Annotated in this window: 15 protein-coding genes; 10 read left to right on the forward strand and 5 right to left on the reverse strand. The window is 62.2% G+C overall.

All coding sequences use genetic code 11. From position 1 onward, the window contains the following. Window positions 1–143 precede the first annotated feature (143 nt). The 10 genes from ACUN0E_RS29680 to ACUN0E_RS29725 all read left to right on the forward strand — a co-directional run bounded on the left by ACUN0E_RS29680 (window position 144) and on the right by ACUN0E_RS29725 (window position 7,954). Window positions 144–1,058: a LysR family transcriptional regulator gene (locus tag ACUN0E_RS29680; protein ID WP_445568841.1), complete on the forward strand. Its 915-nt coding sequence runs from the start codon at window positions 144–146 to the stop codon at window positions 1,056–1,058. A 194-nt stretch (window positions 1,059–1,252) separates the two neighbouring features. Next, complete coding sequence (locus ACUN0E_RS29685; RefSeq protein ID WP_445570544.1) at window positions 1,253–2,041, forward strand: RNA polymerase sigma factor; 789 nt, start codon at window positions 1,253–1,255, stop codon at window positions 2,039–2,041. Then, window positions 2,031–2,954 (forward strand): anti-sigma factor family protein, encoded by a 924-nt coding sequence (locus tag ACUN0E_RS29690; protein ID WP_445568842.1) that lies wholly within the window; start codon window positions 2,031–2,033, stop codon window positions 2,952–2,954. Before ACUN0E_RS29685 ends, ACUN0E_RS29690 begins: the two co-directional genes overlap by 11 nt. A 228-nt stretch (window positions 2,955–3,182) precedes the next feature. Next, a complete protein-coding gene (rpsF, locus tag ACUN0E_RS29695) occupies window positions 3,183–3,557 on the forward strand; it encodes a 30S ribosomal protein S6 (protein ID WP_006048823.1) in 375 nt (124 codons plus the stop codon). Between the two features lie 50 nt (window positions 3,558–3,607). Continuing rightward, on the forward strand, window positions 3,608–3,907 hold the full coding sequence (gene priB / locus ACUN0E_RS29700; protein WP_028196682.1) for a primosomal replication protein N: 300 nt from the start codon (window positions 3,608–3,610) through the stop codon (window positions 3,905–3,907). Between the two features lie 2 nt (window positions 3,908–3,909). After that, a complete protein-coding gene (gene rpsR, locus ACUN0E_RS29705) occupies window positions 3,910–4,185 on the forward strand; it encodes a 30S ribosomal protein S18 (RefSeq protein WP_012432802.1) in 276 nt (91 codons plus the stop codon). 27 nt (window positions 4,186–4,212) lie between these two features. Next, window positions 4,213–4,665 (forward strand): 50S ribosomal protein L9, encoded by a 453-nt coding sequence (rplI, locus tag ACUN0E_RS29710; protein ID WP_408222884.1) that lies wholly within the window; start codon window positions 4,213–4,215, stop codon window positions 4,663–4,665. Between the two features lie 147 nt (window positions 4,666–4,812). Beyond that, on the forward strand, window positions 4,813–6,201 hold the full coding sequence (locus ACUN0E_RS29715) for a replicative DNA helicase (protein WP_408217284.1): 1,389 nt from the start codon (window positions 4,813–4,815) through the stop codon (window positions 6,199–6,201). A gap of 116 nt (window positions 6,202–6,317) precedes the next feature. Then, window positions 6,318–6,944 (forward strand): DUF47 domain-containing protein, encoded by a 627-nt coding sequence (locus tag ACUN0E_RS29720; protein ID WP_007182106.1) that lies wholly within the window; start codon window positions 6,318–6,320, stop codon window positions 6,942–6,944. Then, window positions 6,944–7,954 carry an inorganic phosphate transporter gene (locus ACUN0E_RS29725; protein ID WP_408222886.1) on the forward strand — a complete coding sequence of 337 codons (1,011 nt, stop codon included), beginning with the start codon at window positions 6,944–6,946 and terminating at the stop codon, window positions 7,952–7,954. Before ACUN0E_RS29720 ends, ACUN0E_RS29725 begins: the two co-directional genes overlap by 1 nt. A gap of 146 nt (window positions 7,955–8,100) precedes the next feature. Here the strand turns inward: ACUN0E_RS29725 and ACUN0E_RS29730 are convergent, their stop codons facing one another. The 5 genes from ACUN0E_RS29730 to ACUN0E_RS29750 form a co-directional block, all read right to left on the reverse strand. After that, complete coding sequence (locus tag ACUN0E_RS29730) at window positions 8,101–8,907, reverse strand: SDR family oxidoreductase (protein WP_445570545.1); 807 nt, start codon at window positions 8,905–8,907, stop codon at window positions 8,101–8,103. Between the two features lie 199 nt (window positions 8,908–9,106). Next, window positions 9,107–10,348: an NlpC/P60 family protein gene (locus ACUN0E_RS29735; protein WP_445568843.1), complete on the reverse strand. Its 1,242-nt coding sequence runs from the start codon at window positions 10,346–10,348 to the stop codon at window positions 9,107–9,109. A gap of 205 nt (window positions 10,349–10,553) precedes the next feature. Then, window positions 10,554–12,428, reverse strand: coding sequence for a PhoH family protein (locus tag ACUN0E_RS29740; protein WP_445568844.1), 1,875 nt, complete (start codon window positions 12,426–12,428; stop codon window positions 10,554–10,556). A 347-nt stretch (window positions 12,429–12,775) separates the two neighbouring features. Further along, window positions 12,776–13,237 (reverse strand): peroxiredoxin, encoded by a 462-nt coding sequence (locus ACUN0E_RS29745; protein WP_445568845.1) that lies wholly within the window; start codon window positions 13,235–13,237, stop codon window positions 12,776–12,778. Window positions 13,238–13,386: 149 nt separating this feature from the next. Next, window positions 13,387–14,280, reverse strand: a complete 894-nt coding sequence (locus ACUN0E_RS29750) for a polysaccharide deacetylase family protein (RefSeq protein ID WP_408335637.1) — start codon at window positions 14,278–14,280, stop codon at window positions 13,387–13,389. Window positions 14,281–14,290 lie beyond the last annotated feature (10 nt).

Here is a 14,290-nt window from a genome sequence, read left to right on the forward strand (position 1 = left end):
TCAGTCCGGGTCGCTTATTTCGAAACAAAAAGTATCGAATGGCGTGCGGCGCGGTACGAGACGGGCACAAGGCGGTTGCAACCCGCTTGCGTGGGACCGGAGTCAGCGCTCAAGCGCTAACTCCGGTCGACAGGAGACAAAAAATGGATCGCTTCAAACAGATCGAAACTTTCGTGCGCGTCGCCGATGCAGGCAGTCTCGCGGCGGCCGCGCTGGAAGAGGGCGTGTCGCCGGTGATTCTCGGGCGCCGCATCGACGCGCTGGAAAAGCGCCTCGGCGTGAAGCTGATGTACCGCTCGACGCGGCGCCTTGTGGTTAGCGAAGACGGCGCGGCGTTTCTCGAGCGCTGCCGCGGCCTGCTGACCGAATGGGACCAGGCGGAAAACGAACTGAGCGCCGGACGGCGCGCGGTGAACGGCCATCTGATCGTGTCGGCGCCGGCTGCATTCGGGCGCAAGCATGTTGCGCCGCTCGCGCCGTCTTTTCTCGCCGACAAGCCCGAATTGCAGGTGTCGTTCAACCTGACCGACCGGGTCGTGGATCTGGTGCGGGAGGGTTACGACCTGTCGATCCGGATCGGCGGCGCGGTCGATCCGAATTTCGTCGCGGTGAAGCTGGCGTCGAACCGGCGGGTGGTGTGCGGTACGCCGGAATATTTCCGCCAATATGGCAAGCCGAAAACGCTCGAAGATCTGCCGCAGCACAACTGTCTGGCGTTCAACCTGCAAGGCGGGCAGAACCGCGGCTGGTACTTCCGCCGCAACGGCAAACTTGCGACGGTGCGGGTGGGCGGCACGCTCGACTGCAACGACGGTGAGCTGCTGCATCGCTGGGTATCCGAAGGGCTCGGGCTTGGCTGGCGCTCCACGTGGGAAATCCAGCAGCAACTGGCGCGCGGCGAACTGGAAACCGTGCTGGATGAATTCGCGCTGCCCGACTACGACATTCTGGCGGTCTATCCGCAGCAACGTTACGTGCCGGCCAAGGTGCGCTACTTCATCGATTACCTGAAAGAGGTCTATGCGAGCGAGGATTACTGGAATCGCCCGCTCTACTAGCCTGCTAGCGCGGGTGGGGGTGGCTGCTTTTTCGCCCAGTTCACCGTCGTTGTGCCGTTCAGCGCTTCCTGCCGTAATCCACGGTGCACAGTCTTTTCTGCCTTTTTTCGCAAATTCCATGCAGGGGCGGGAATAAACTCGGTCTGTGGCCGGTCATGTTGTGAAGACGAGTCACACAGCGTAGCCGCAATGCCCTGGAGGGCCGAGGTGGTCAACCCGATTCAAATGCCGCTGGCGCGCACGACGACGCGGCGCGTAGCCGCCGTTTTCAGCAACTGGCGCTGCCGCACCTCGACGCCGCGTACAACCTTGCGCGCTGGTTGTGCGGTAACGCCAACGATGCCGACGACGTGGTGCAGGAAGCGTTCATGCGTGCGTTCCGCTTTTTCGACACCTTCCGGGGCGACTCGGCCCGGCCGTGGCTGCTTGCGATCGTGCGCCGCACCTGGTACACGGAGTGGCGGCGGCGCGCGTCGTCGCATGAAGTGGTTGAGTTCGACGACACCATGGACGACGCGACCTTCGACGGCTGGAGCGCGGGCGGCGCCGATCCGCAGACGCTCCTGATCCGTAATGAGGACACGAAGCTCGTGCACGACGCGCTTGCGCAGTTGCCGGTCGAGTACCGGGAAGTGCTGATCCTGCGGGAGCTTGAGGAAATGGGTTATCGCGAGATCGCGACGGTGGCCGATGTGCCGATCGGCACAGTGATGTCGCGGCTCGCGCGGGGCAGGCGCAAGCTGGCCGCACTGCTGACAGCGAAGCAGGCGTCCGGGCAACCGGGGGCCGGCCTACCGGCGTCCGGGCTTCCGGCGTCCGGGCTTCCGGGAGGGGGCGGTTCGCCGCGAGCCACGATACCGGGCACCTGCACGACACCCACGGCTTCCGTAACGCCACTCCGGGCGGCCTCCAACGGCCGTCCATCCAACAACCCCGGCGCAAGCGCCGCCGGCTCAGCTCAGGAGACGCCAGATGGACTGTAACGAAGCGCGGCCGCTCCTCGATGCGAACGCCGATCGCGAATTGACCGCGCCGGATGCTCTGCACGTCCAGCAGCACATCGACAGTTGCGACGCTTGCCGGCGCGAAAGTGAAAACCTGCATGCGCTGAGCGCCTCGCTGCGCGCACAGCCCTATCACCGTGCGCCGGATGCCCTGCGGGCGCGGATTCTCGCGGCCCTTCCGGAGAGCGACACCGCCGCCCACGAGCCCATCGAAACCCCTCGGCCCGCCGTACAGCCGAGGCCGAAGCGGAGTGGGCTGGGTAACTGGCTGAATGGCTGGCTGCGTCCACAAGGCGCGATGGGCCGGCCCGGCGGGGGCGCAGGCACAGGCGCAACGATCGGGCAGGGCTGGCTCGTCGGGCTAGTGGTCGCGCTCGGTGCGGTGGCGGTAGGCGTCACAATGAACTTGCATCATCCCGCGCAAGCTGGCCCGTTCGCCGATGAACTGGTCGAAAGCCATGTGCGGGCGCAAATGTCCGGTCACGACATCGACGTCATTTCGACTGACCGGCACACGGTCAAGCCGTGGTTCAACGGCCGGATCGACTATTCGCCGCCGGTCGAGGACCTCGCGGCGAACGGTTTTCCGCTTGAAGGCGGCCGCCTGGATTACATCGCGCATCAGCGGGTGGCGGTGCTGGTGTATCGCTATCAGAAGCACATCATCGACGTCTATGTGTTTCCGGAAGCGCGCGCCGGCGATGCGGGACGAGAAGCGGCCGCTGGGCCTTCGACGGCGCAGACCCGCGAGGGTTACTCGCTCGCACACTGGAACGCGCAGGGGATGACCTGGTGGGCCGTCACCGATGCCGCGCCGGACGCGCTCAGTGGGCTCGAAACGGCGCTGAAAGCCCGTCTGGCGGGCGGCAGTGAGCAGACCGAGGGGGGCTGAGCGGGTGCGGCATGCGCGCGATCCGGTGGCGATGTCGCCGGACGCGGATGCGTGGCGATCATTTGTCTGCTTTGCCCTAAACCCTTGAAAACACACCCGATTCGTGCACTGCATTAACGGGATATCTTGCAACCCGGCCCCAATCGGGTTACACTCTTTGGCTTCTCACTTGCCACACCGGTTCAGACGCCCGGGTGGCTCTAATCCACAAGTCCACAAGGAGTGTGTATGCGTCATTATGAAATCGTCTTTATTGTGCACCCCGATCAGAGCGAGCAAGTGCCCGCCATGATCGAGCGTTACAAAAGCACGATCACCTCGCACGGTGGCCAGATCCACCGTATCGAAGACTGGGGCCGTCGCCAACTGGCCTACATGATCGAGAAACTCGCGAAGGCTCACTACGTCTGCATGAACATCGAATGCGACCAAACCACGCTCGACGAGCTGGAACACGCATTCAAGTTCAATGACGCGGTTCTGCGTCACCTGATCGTCAAGATGAAGAAGGCCGAAACCGGCCCGTCGCCGATGATGAAGGAAGTGCAGCGCGAAGAAGCCAAGAAGTCGGCTGCTACGCAACCGTCCGAAGCGCAGGCTTAAGACACACTATTTAAGCTACCAGATCAAGCGTCGCCCTCGTCAAAGGTTACATGAATCGGCTGCAACTTACGGCCAGCGTCGTCGAACGCGAACCGGTGCGGTATACCCCCGCCGGCGTTCCGATTGCAGGTTGCACGTTGCACCACCGCACGGAAGTCGTCGAAGCCGGTATTGCCCGGCAAGTCGAACTGACCATGCAGGCAGTAGCCGCAGGCGAGGCGAGCGGTAAGCTGGAAGGCTGTCAGATGGGCGTAGAAACGCTCTTCACAGGCTTTCTGGCGAAAAAGCACCGCAACGCAAGAACGCTGGTATTTCACATCACAGAATTGCAGGACATTGGAAAGGACTGAACATGCCCCGCCCGACTGGTAAGAAATTCGACAAACGTCGTCAGCAACAAAATCCGCTTTTCAAGCGCAAGAAGTTCTGCCGTTTCACGGCCGCTAACGTCGATCATATCGACTACAAAGACCTCGAAACGCTGAAGGACTTCATCGGCGAAAACGGCAAGATCACGCCGGCGCGTCTCACGGGTACGAAGTCGCACTATCAACGCCAGCTGGATACGGCAATCAAGCGCGCACGTTTCCTCGCGCTGGTGCCGTACACCGACCAGCACAAGGCCTAACCCGACGACGCGATAAGGAGTATCCGAATGCAAATTATTCTTCTGGAAAAAGTCGTCAACCTGGGCAACCTGGGCGATATCGTCAAGGTGAAGGACGGTTACGCACGTAACTTCCTGATCCCGAACAAGCAAGCTCGCCGTGCAACGAAGGAAGCCCTGGCTGAATTCGAAGTCCGCCGCGCTGAACTCGAAAAGACCGCAGCTGAAAAGCTGGCTGCTGCTCAAGCTCAAGGCGAAAAGCTGGCAGGCTCGACGGTTCAGATCGGTCAGAAGGCTGGCGTCGACGGCCGTCTGTTCGGCTCGGTGACGAATGCCGACATCGCTGACGCACTGGTCAAGCAAGGCTTCGCAGTGGAAAAGGCGCAAGTGCGTCTGCCGGAAGGCCCGCTGAAGCTGGTCGGCGACCACGCTGTTCAGGTTTCGCTGCACACCGACGTGCTCGTCGATGTGACGGTGGCTGTGCTCGGCGAACACGTCTAAGCATCAAGTAAGCATCTGCCAGGACGTTGCTGGCAAAAGGCAGGGGCCGGGTGACCGGCCCCTGCCTTTTTTATTGCCCGTTTTCGATGCATCGAAGTATCGGTTTTTGATTTCCCTCCGCGCGCATTTACCCGATAATTCCTCTCCATGAACGCACCGTCCAAAGATCCCCAAATCGAGTCGCTGAAAGTCCCGCCGCATTCGATCGAAGCCGAGCAGTCGGTGCTGGGCGGCCTGCTGCTCGACAACGCGGCATGGGACCGCATTGCCGACTTCCTGTCGCAGAGCGATTTTTACCGATACGACCACCGCATCATCTTTGAGCACATCGGCAAGCTGATCGCGGCGACCCGCCCGGCCGACGTGATTACCGTGTACGAAGCGCTCGGCACGTCGGGCAAGGCGGAGGATGTCGGCGGCCTCGCGTACCTGAACGCGCTGGCGCAGAACACGCCGAGCGCGGCCAATATCCGCCGCTACGCGGAAATTGTGCGCGATCGCGCAGTGTTGCGCCGTCTCGTCTCGGTGGCTGACGAAATCTCGGCGGACGCATTCAATCCGCAAGGCAAGGAAGTCCGCCAGTTGCTGGACGAGGCCGAATCGAAGGTGTTTTCGATCGCTGAAGACGGTGCGCGCGGCACGCAGGGTTTTCTGGAAATCGGCCCGCTGCTCACGCAGGTGGTCGAACGGATCGACACGCTGTATCACACAGCCAATCCGAGCGACGTGACCGGCACGCCGACGGGCTTCGTCGACCTGGATCGCATGACCTCCGGTATGCATGGCGGCGAGCTGATCATCGTGGCGGGCCGCCCGTCGATGGGTAAAACGGCGTTTTCAATGAACGTCGGCGAATACGTGGCGGTCGAGTACGGCCTGCCGGTCGCCGTGTTTTCCATGGAAATGCCGGGCTCGCAACTCACCATGCGTATGCTGGGCTCGGTTGGCCGGCTCGACCAGCACCGCATGCGGACCGGGCGCCTGACCGACGAGGATTGGCCGAAGCTCACGCACGCGGTGCAGAAAATGAGCGAGGCGCAGATTTTCATCGACGAAACTGGCGGCCTGAACCCGATGGAGCTGCGTTCGCGCGCGCGTCGGCTGTCGCGCCAGTGCGGCAAACTCGGTCTGATCATCATCGACTATTTGCAACTGATGAGCGGCTCGTCGTCGGCGGGCGAGAACCGTGCAACCGAAATCTCGGAAATCTCGCGTTCGCTGAAAAGCCTCGCCAAAGAGCTCGATGTACCCGTGATCGCGTTGTCGCAGCTCAACCGGGGTCTCGAACAGCGCCCGAACAAGCGGCCGATCATGTCCGACTTGCGCGAATCCGGCGCTATCGAACAGGATGCGGACGTCATCCTGTTCATTTATCGCGATGAAGTGTACAACCCGGACAGCCCGGACAAGGGCACGGCGGAGATCATCATCGGTAAACAGCGGAACGGTCCGATCGGTCCGGTTCGACTCACGTTCCATGGCCAATTCACGAAGTTCGACAATTTTGCCGGCGCGCAGAATTTCTACAGCGAGTAAAGAGATAACTGCTGGGCCTGTTGTAACGACGCTTTCAAAAGTGCGGCATCGATCCCGGAACGGTACAATGTGGCGGTTTTATGTCAGCCAATATGTGACCAATTTTCGGGATCCCAATGTTCGGTCGATTCATGCCCACCGAGGGCAAGTTCTTTGAAATTTTCAATGCGCACGCAACGTGCATCGTCTCCGCAAGCCGTGAGCTCGAGCTGCTGATCGACAACCTTCAGGACGCCGAGACCCATAAGCAAAACGTGCAGAAAGCCGAAAAGGCCGCTGACAAGCTCACGCACGAAACCATCGACCTGCTGCACAAGACTTTCATCACGCCGCTCGACCGCGACGAGATCCACAAGCTGATCACCACGATGGACGACATCCTCGATCTGATGGAGGACGTTGCCACCGCTATTTCGCTGTACGACGTACAGGCAGTGACCTCCGAAGCGAGTCAGTTGGCGCACATCTGCACGGCGACCTCCGAGCGCGTCCAGTTCGCCGTCAGTCTGCTGTCGGACATGAAGCAGGCGAGTCAGATCCTGAAGGCATGTGAGGAAATCGACCGTCTGGAATCGGAAGCTGACCGCGTGCTGCGCTCGGCCATGTCGAAACTTTTCCGCGAAGAAGACAACGTCAAGACGCTGATCAAGCTGAAGGCGATCTACGAACTGCTCGAAACCATCACCGACAAGTGTGAGGACGTGGCGAACATCATCGAAGGCATCGTGCTGGAAAACGCATAATGCAATCGATACAACTCGCTATCTGGGTCGTCGCCGGCCTGGTCGCCGTCGCACTGATTTTCGACTTCATGAACGGCTTCCACGACGCGGCGAATTCAATCGCCACGGTCGTGTCGACCGGGGTGCTGAAGCCGCAGCAGGCCGTGGCCTTTGCAGCGGCTTTCAACGTTGTCGCGTATTTCGTGTTCCACCTGAAAGTGGCGCAGACGGTCGGCAAGGGCACGATCGATCCGGCTATCGTCGACCACTACGTCATTTTCGGCGCGCTGGTGGGGGCGATCGGCTGGAACATCATCACGTGGCATTACGGTATTCCGTCGAGCTCATCGCATGCGCTGATCGGCGGGCTGGTGGGCGCGGCGCTCGCCAAGTCGGGCTGGGGCTCGCTCAATATCGACGGATTGATGAAGACGGTCGCCTTCATTTTCATCTCGCCGCTGCTCGGTTTCGTACTCGGATCGTTCTTCATGCTGGCGGTGTCGTGGATTTATTTCCGCACACCACCGAGCAAGGTGGACCGGCGGTTCCGGCGTCTGCAACTGGTCTCGGCAGGTTTGTATAGCCTTGGCCACGGCGGTAATGACGCGCAGAAAACTATCGGCATCATCTGGATGCTGCTGATCGCGACCGGTTACGCTTCGTCGATCGCGGACGCGCCGCCGCTGTGGGTGATCGGCGGCTGCTATCTGTCGATGGGGGTCGGCACCTTGTTCGGCGGCTGGCGGATCGTCCGGACGATGGGCCAGAAGATCACCAAGTTGAAGCCGGTTGGTGGTTTTTGCGCGGAGGCGGGCGGGGCGATTACGCTGTTTACCGCGTCCTGGCTCGGCATTCCGGTGTCCACCACGCATACGATCACCGGCGCGATCGTCGGTGTCGGTGCGACGCAGAAGTTGAGCGCAGTGCGTTGGGGCGTGGCTGGCAACATTGTCTGGGCGTGGATTCTGACGATTCCGGCCTCCGCGGCGCTCTCCGCGGCTGCCTGGTGGCTCGGCCACCGCCTCCTGTAAGGCGCGCGGACGGGGCGGCAAATGCATGCCCCTTTTAAAGATTCGGGTTGACGGTTCTGGCTTCAAAGCCCGAAAGCCAGAAAAGCTTTAAGTCTGATGCCCTTGTGGCGTGAAGTCTCAAACCCCAAAGCTGTAAAGCGCGCCGCTCAGATCAGCGGCGTGCTGCCTCCATCCATCGGGACGATTGCGCCCGTCACATAGCTCGCGCGGCGGCTCGCCAGAAACAGCGCGACGTCAGCGATTTCCTCCGGTTTTGCGTAGCGTCCGAGCGGCACTTTAGCCTGCCCACGCGCTAGCGCGTCCGCGCTTTCGATGCCTTGCTGTGACGCTTCCAGTTTGACCGCTTCCTCGACGCGCTCGGTCAGCGTCGAACCCGGATTGATCGCATTGATGCGGATGCCGTAGCGCGCGTAGTAGTGGGCGAGGCCCACAGTGGCGAGCATCAGCGCGGCATTCGCGGCGCCACCGGCGATATGGATGTCGCTTGCGATCTTGCCGCCCATGCCGATGATGTTGACGATCGTGCCGGGTGCGGCGCCGTCGCCGGCCTTCACGCGTTCGGCCATGCGCCGCAGCACCTCCTGCTGCGGGTAGATGTAGGGGAAATACTTTGCTTCCATGGTCGCGCGGAACGCATCGGCGTCCAGCGTTTCCGGGTCATAACGACGGGCTGCGCCGGCGCTGTTGATCAGCACATCGATGGGGCCGACCGCGGTGGTGACTTCCTCGACGATGTCCGCCGCACTGTGCGGTTCGTGCAGGTCGGCGCGGGTTCGATGGACGTGCAGGCCCTCTTGCTTCAACTGTTCGTAAGCGCGTGCGAGATTGGCGGGGTCGCGCGAAACGATTGCCACTTTCGCCCCCTCCAGGGCAAACGCTCGGGCGCAGGCAAGCCCGATCCCTTTGCTGCCGCCCGTGACCAGCACTACCTTGTCTTTCAGCCCGAGATCCATCGTCACCACCCGCTGTCGGAAGAATATCGATGACGATAGCAGATCGGCAGCGTAGCGGGGATGGACTGGCTCGTGGAGCGGAGTGTGGGCGCGGCCCTGTGACTAACCGGGGTGGCGGGGCCGAAGGTACCGAATCACGGGCTGCCGGTGCCTGGTTATGGTCACGGCCATGGCAGGCCACCGCCCAAGCGCCGTACCGTTAAAAATTGCCGTTGGCGAAGCGTGCGATCGGGTCGTCGGTAGTTTGGGTGGGGGCAGGGATGCCACGCGACGCGGTCGAGGCGCGCATGATCTGCACGCCGCTATTTCCATCGGTTTGCTGAGCCTGTTGAGCCTGGCGCGCGGCGACTGAAGCCGATGGAGGCGGTTCGAATGCGTCGGCCGCGGCATCGATCGGATCAGGCGCGCGGGCAGCCGTTGGAGGCCCAGCGCGCCCAGCCGCTGTCTGCTGATTCGCAGCGCCCGCGGCAGCGTCGTACGTACTTGCTTGAGCGGCCTGGACGGGCACCGGAGATACCGCGCCCGCCGCGCGCGCCTGTATTTGCGCGGCGCTCATACCGGGCGGCGGCGGTTCGAACGGATCAGCTTGTGGCGTCGGCGTCGCAGCCGTGGCGACCGTAGGCTGGACAGTTGCCGTTAAAGGCGCACGGGTGGTCGCCGCGATACGAGCCGTTTGCTGCGCAGCCACCGGGTTCTCGGCATAGTTTGACGCTTGCGGCGCAACGGAGGCGGCCGCATAACCTGGAGGACGCGTCGCGACAGCGTTCGCCGCGTAGGCCGCCGATTGCGCGGCCACTGCGGCGCCGGCATAGGTCGGCGCTGTCTGCGCCACCGGCGCCACGCGCTCGGGCTGAGGCGCCGCAGCCTGGTAGCTCGGTGTATCGAACGGTGCGGGTGTCACAGCCGGCGCTGCCACACGACGTATGCCGTCGAAACGCTTGGCCCAATAGGGATTGGTCAGATAGTCGAGCCGCACGGTGCCGCCCGTCGACGGTGCGTTGACGAAGCGCAGCTTGCCTACATAGATGCCGACGTGCGAATGCGCTCGCCCGGTCGTATTGAAGAAAATCAGGTCGCCCGGCGCGATTTCATCCGGTTCGATCGATTCGCCGCGGCCGCTCATATCCGCAGTCGTCCGTGGCAGATTCACGGATGCCGCGCGCGACACCACATAGCGAACCAATCCGCTGCAATCGAAGCCGCTATCTGGCGTATTGCCACCCCAGCGGTATGGAATGCCGACCAGACTCATCGCCTGGATTGAGATTTCCTCGCGGCCGATGCTGTGATCCACAAAGTTCGGGAAGCCAGGCGGCGGCGCGTGATAAGCGCCGTTCGTGACCACGACCGATGAACCCGGCCCGCGCGACGTCTTTTGCGGCGCGCCGGCGCAAGCGGCGAGCAGCACAACGGTCAGCAGCGAAAGGGCGAATCGGCGCATGAAGACGAAGGGAGCGGTAAACGCTCGTTTAATGGCGGACGATTTCGGGATGGTAGCCCGTCGAACCTGGCTCAAGCAAGAATTCTTGATAAATTACTTGAAGTTCGTGCGCTAAGTGTTGCCCATCGGAAACGCGTGCGCAATAAAAAAGCCGCGTCCGAGATAACCCGGGCGCGGCTTCCAGCCGAAGCTAAAGCATTGAAACTTAAAGGATCTCCGACGCGTAATCCGCGAGGCGCGAACGCTCGCCGCGCGCTAGCGTGACATGCCCGCTGTGCGCCCAGCCCTTGAAGCGGTCGACCACGTACGTCAGACCCGAACTGCCTTCCGTCAGGTAAGGCGTATCGATCTGCGCAATATTGCCGAGACAAATGATCTTCGTGCCCGGACCGGCGCGCGTGACCAGTGTCTTCATCTGCTTCGGCGTCAGGTTTTGCGCCTCGTCGATGATCAGATACTTGTCCACGAACGTACGGCCGCGCATGAAGTTCATGCTCTTGATCTTCAGGCGCGAGCGGATCAGTTCCTGAGTCGCAGCGCGGCCCCATTCGCCGGCGGCGTCGTCGGTTTTCTGCAGGACTTCGAGGTTGTCGTCGAATGCACCCATCCACGGCTGCATTTTTTCCTCTTCCGTACCCGGCAGGAAGCCGATGTCTTCACCCACCGGCACCGTTGCGCGCGTCACGATGATCTCGTTGTAGCGCTTGTCGTCGAGCACCTGGGCGAGGCCAGCCGCGAGCGCAACCAGTGTCTTGCCGGTACCGGCCTGACCCAGCAGCGTGACGAAATCGATATCCGGATTCATCAGCAGGTTCAGCGCGAAGTTCTGCTCGCGATTGCGCGCCGTGATGCCCCACACGTTGTTCTTGTGGTGGCCGTAGTCGCGCAAGGTTTGCAGCAGCGCTGTCTTGCCGTTCAGTTCGCGCACGAGCGCGTGGAACGCCGGCTCGCCGTTCTGCGGCTCCAGATAGACGAACTCGTTGACCAGCATCGAGGCGCACAGCGGACCCGTCACGCGGTAATACGTGGTGCCGGTTTTGGTGTCCTGCCAGCTCTCCATGCCCTTCGCGTGCCGGGTCCAGAAGTCCTGCGGCAGCGCGCGGATGCCGGAATACAGCAAATCGCTGTCTTCGAGCACCTGGTCGTTGAAGTAGTCTTCCGCGGGCAGGCCGAGCGCATGCGCCTTGATGCGCATGTTGATGTCTTTCGACACCAGCACGACCTGGCGATCCATGCGGTCGCGCTGCAACGCACGCACCACGCCGAGAATCTGGTTGTCGGCCTTGCCTTCCGGAAGACCTTCGACCGGCTCGATGGCGTTGAGCTTGGTCTGGAAGTACAGGCGCCCGGACGCCTCACGGCTGCCGAGACGCGCAAGCGAAATGCCGTCCGAGATGTTGCCGGCGTTCGCCACCAACGCGTCCAGCGTGCGGCTCACCTGCCGCGCGTTGCGCGCGACTTCGGACATGCCCTTCTTGTGGTTGTCGAGCTCTTCCAACGTCATCATTGGTAGATAGACGTCGTGTTCCTCGAAACGGAACAGGCAGCTTGGATCGTGCATCAGCACGTTCGTGTCGAGCACGAAGAGCTTCTGCATTTCGAGCGGGTCTGTGGCTGCGCCGCGCTTCTTGCTGGTGCCGCGCGTGCTGGGTGCTACGGCTGCGGGCGTGCTTGCGGCCGGATCTTTCGCGCTGGGCGCGCGCGCGACGACCGGCTGCGATTTAGCGGCAGGTGTAGCTTGAGCCGCCGGTTCGGCCTGTGGACGGGTAGCCGGAACCGGTTGCAGCAATGCGGCGGTCTGCTTCGATTTGCGCCGGGACGCCGGTGCAGCTTGCTCGGCGGATAGAGACGCATTAGCGGAAGCCGACGACGCCGGCACGGGTCGCAAAGTGGTCGCGGCATTGGCGGCGTGGGCCATCGGCGTGGCGACGTTCGCACGGCCGTAATCGGTCGACTCTGCGGATTCCCCTTCGACTGCCTGTTTCTTCGCGGCGGAGCGCGCCGGCGTGGCGGCTTTGGCCTTGTATTCGTCAGGCGGCAGGAGATTGCCGAGCTTGCTGGGGGGGGTAGGCAAAGGCATGGTTTCCCTCGAATTAATCGGGTCACATTTCGTGCGCCGCCTGTCGCATTCTGCCGGTGCCAGTGGGTGCGCACGCAGTTTGCGCCCGGAGGCGCGCATTCGGTCTAGAGATGCCGGTTCGCCTGGTCTTCGATCGGCTCCTTAACGGAAGCACGTGGCCGAGTGAACGAACGGCCGCGCGCAATTAAAAAAGCCGCCGCCCCGGCGTACGGGACAAGCGGCTCGCCTTCGGTCATCGCGTTGCGCCTCACGACTTCGACGGAACCGACAAAACGGCCGTCAAGTCTGGCGCAGCGACGAAAAGTGTGGGGTGGACAGGCACTCATTGGAACCCAATATAACGCGCCTCAAAGCGCTTGTACAGCCTCCAGAATGTCATCGACGTGCCCAGGCACTTTCACGCCGCGCCACTCCTGGCGCAACACGCCTTCGGCGTCGATCAGGAACGTGGAGCGTTCGATCCCACGCACTTCTTTGCCATACATTTTCTTCAATTTCATGATGCCGAAGAGCGTACACAAGGTTTCTTCCGGGTCCGAGATCAGCGGAAACGGCAGTTCGAGCTTTGCCTTGAAATTGTCATGAGAGCGCAGGCTGTCGCGCGACACGCCGAGAATTTCCGCTCCGGCTTTCCTGAACTTCGGATACAGATCGCGGAATTGCAGACCTTCGGTCGTGCAGCCCGGCGTGTTGTCCTTCGGATAGAAATACAGCACCACCTTCTTGCCCCGCAGCTTGGAGAGCGTGATCTCGCCGCCGGTAGCGGGGGCGGTAAAGTCGGGGATGGGTTGGTCGACTGCGATGGGCACGTGGTTCTCCGGTTGTTATGGACGACGTCATAGCTTGCACTTGCTGGGGCGTCGGCCTGGCATCGAGGCTTTTGGGGGGAGGTCGACCAGCCACGCGGTGTACGTTCTCGCGATGGCCGGATCGTCAGGGCCGGCTGTAGCTTGGCCAGTCAGGGCTGGACAATCAATTCGCCGGAGCGGCCTGGAATTTCGCCCCACGTAACAGGGTACGATGGCAGCGTGCTGCGGTCCAGCGTGGCGTAGTAATCACCCATGGTCGCGAAGGTGTGGCCTTGCGCGCGCCAGCCCTCCAGCAGCTGTTCGAAAATCGGCGCGAGCTTTTGCCCTTCGAGTTCCGCGTGCAGCGTGAACACCTGATCGTGCGGATTGTTTTCGGTGTGCTTCAACATCCACGCGGCGACGCTGTGCTCGTCGACACCATCTACGCCCAGCACTTCGTCGAGTGTGGGCAGCGTGGTGGGCATCTGCACGTGCGACAGTTGCCTGCCACCAACTACCGGCAGATACGGCGAGTGGCCGCGGCCGTCGGACGCGTAGTGCATGCCCCACGCGTCGATCTGCTCAAACGCATGCCCGTTCATCTGCCAGCCTGCCGCGCCGTGCGTGACGGGTGGCGCGCCGAAGATCGCGACGAAGCGGTTGAAGCTCTTCTGCATCTGCTTCCCGGTCCACTCGCGGTCTTGCGAACGCACGTTGTCCTGCCAGTAAACGTGGTCCCACGTGTGGATGCCACATTCGAAACCAGCTTCGTGAATCGCGCGCATTTCCGCGGCGGTCTTCACGCCGATGTCCGGCCCGGGCAGCAGCACGCCGTACATCAATTGCTTGATGCCGTAATGCTCGACCACCGACGTGCGCGACACTTTCTTCAGAAAGCCCGGCCGCAATACGCGGCGCATCGCCCAACCGGTGTGGTCGGGCCCGAGGCTGAAGAGGAAAGTGGCGCGCGCCTTGAAGCGGTCGAAGATACGTGCGAGATTCGGCACGCCTTCGCGGGTGCCGCGCAGCGTGTCGACGTCGATCTTCAGGACGATACGAGCCAAGGATCAGGCC

The sequence above is a fragment of the Paraburkholderia sp. D1E genome (assembly GCF_052682275.1).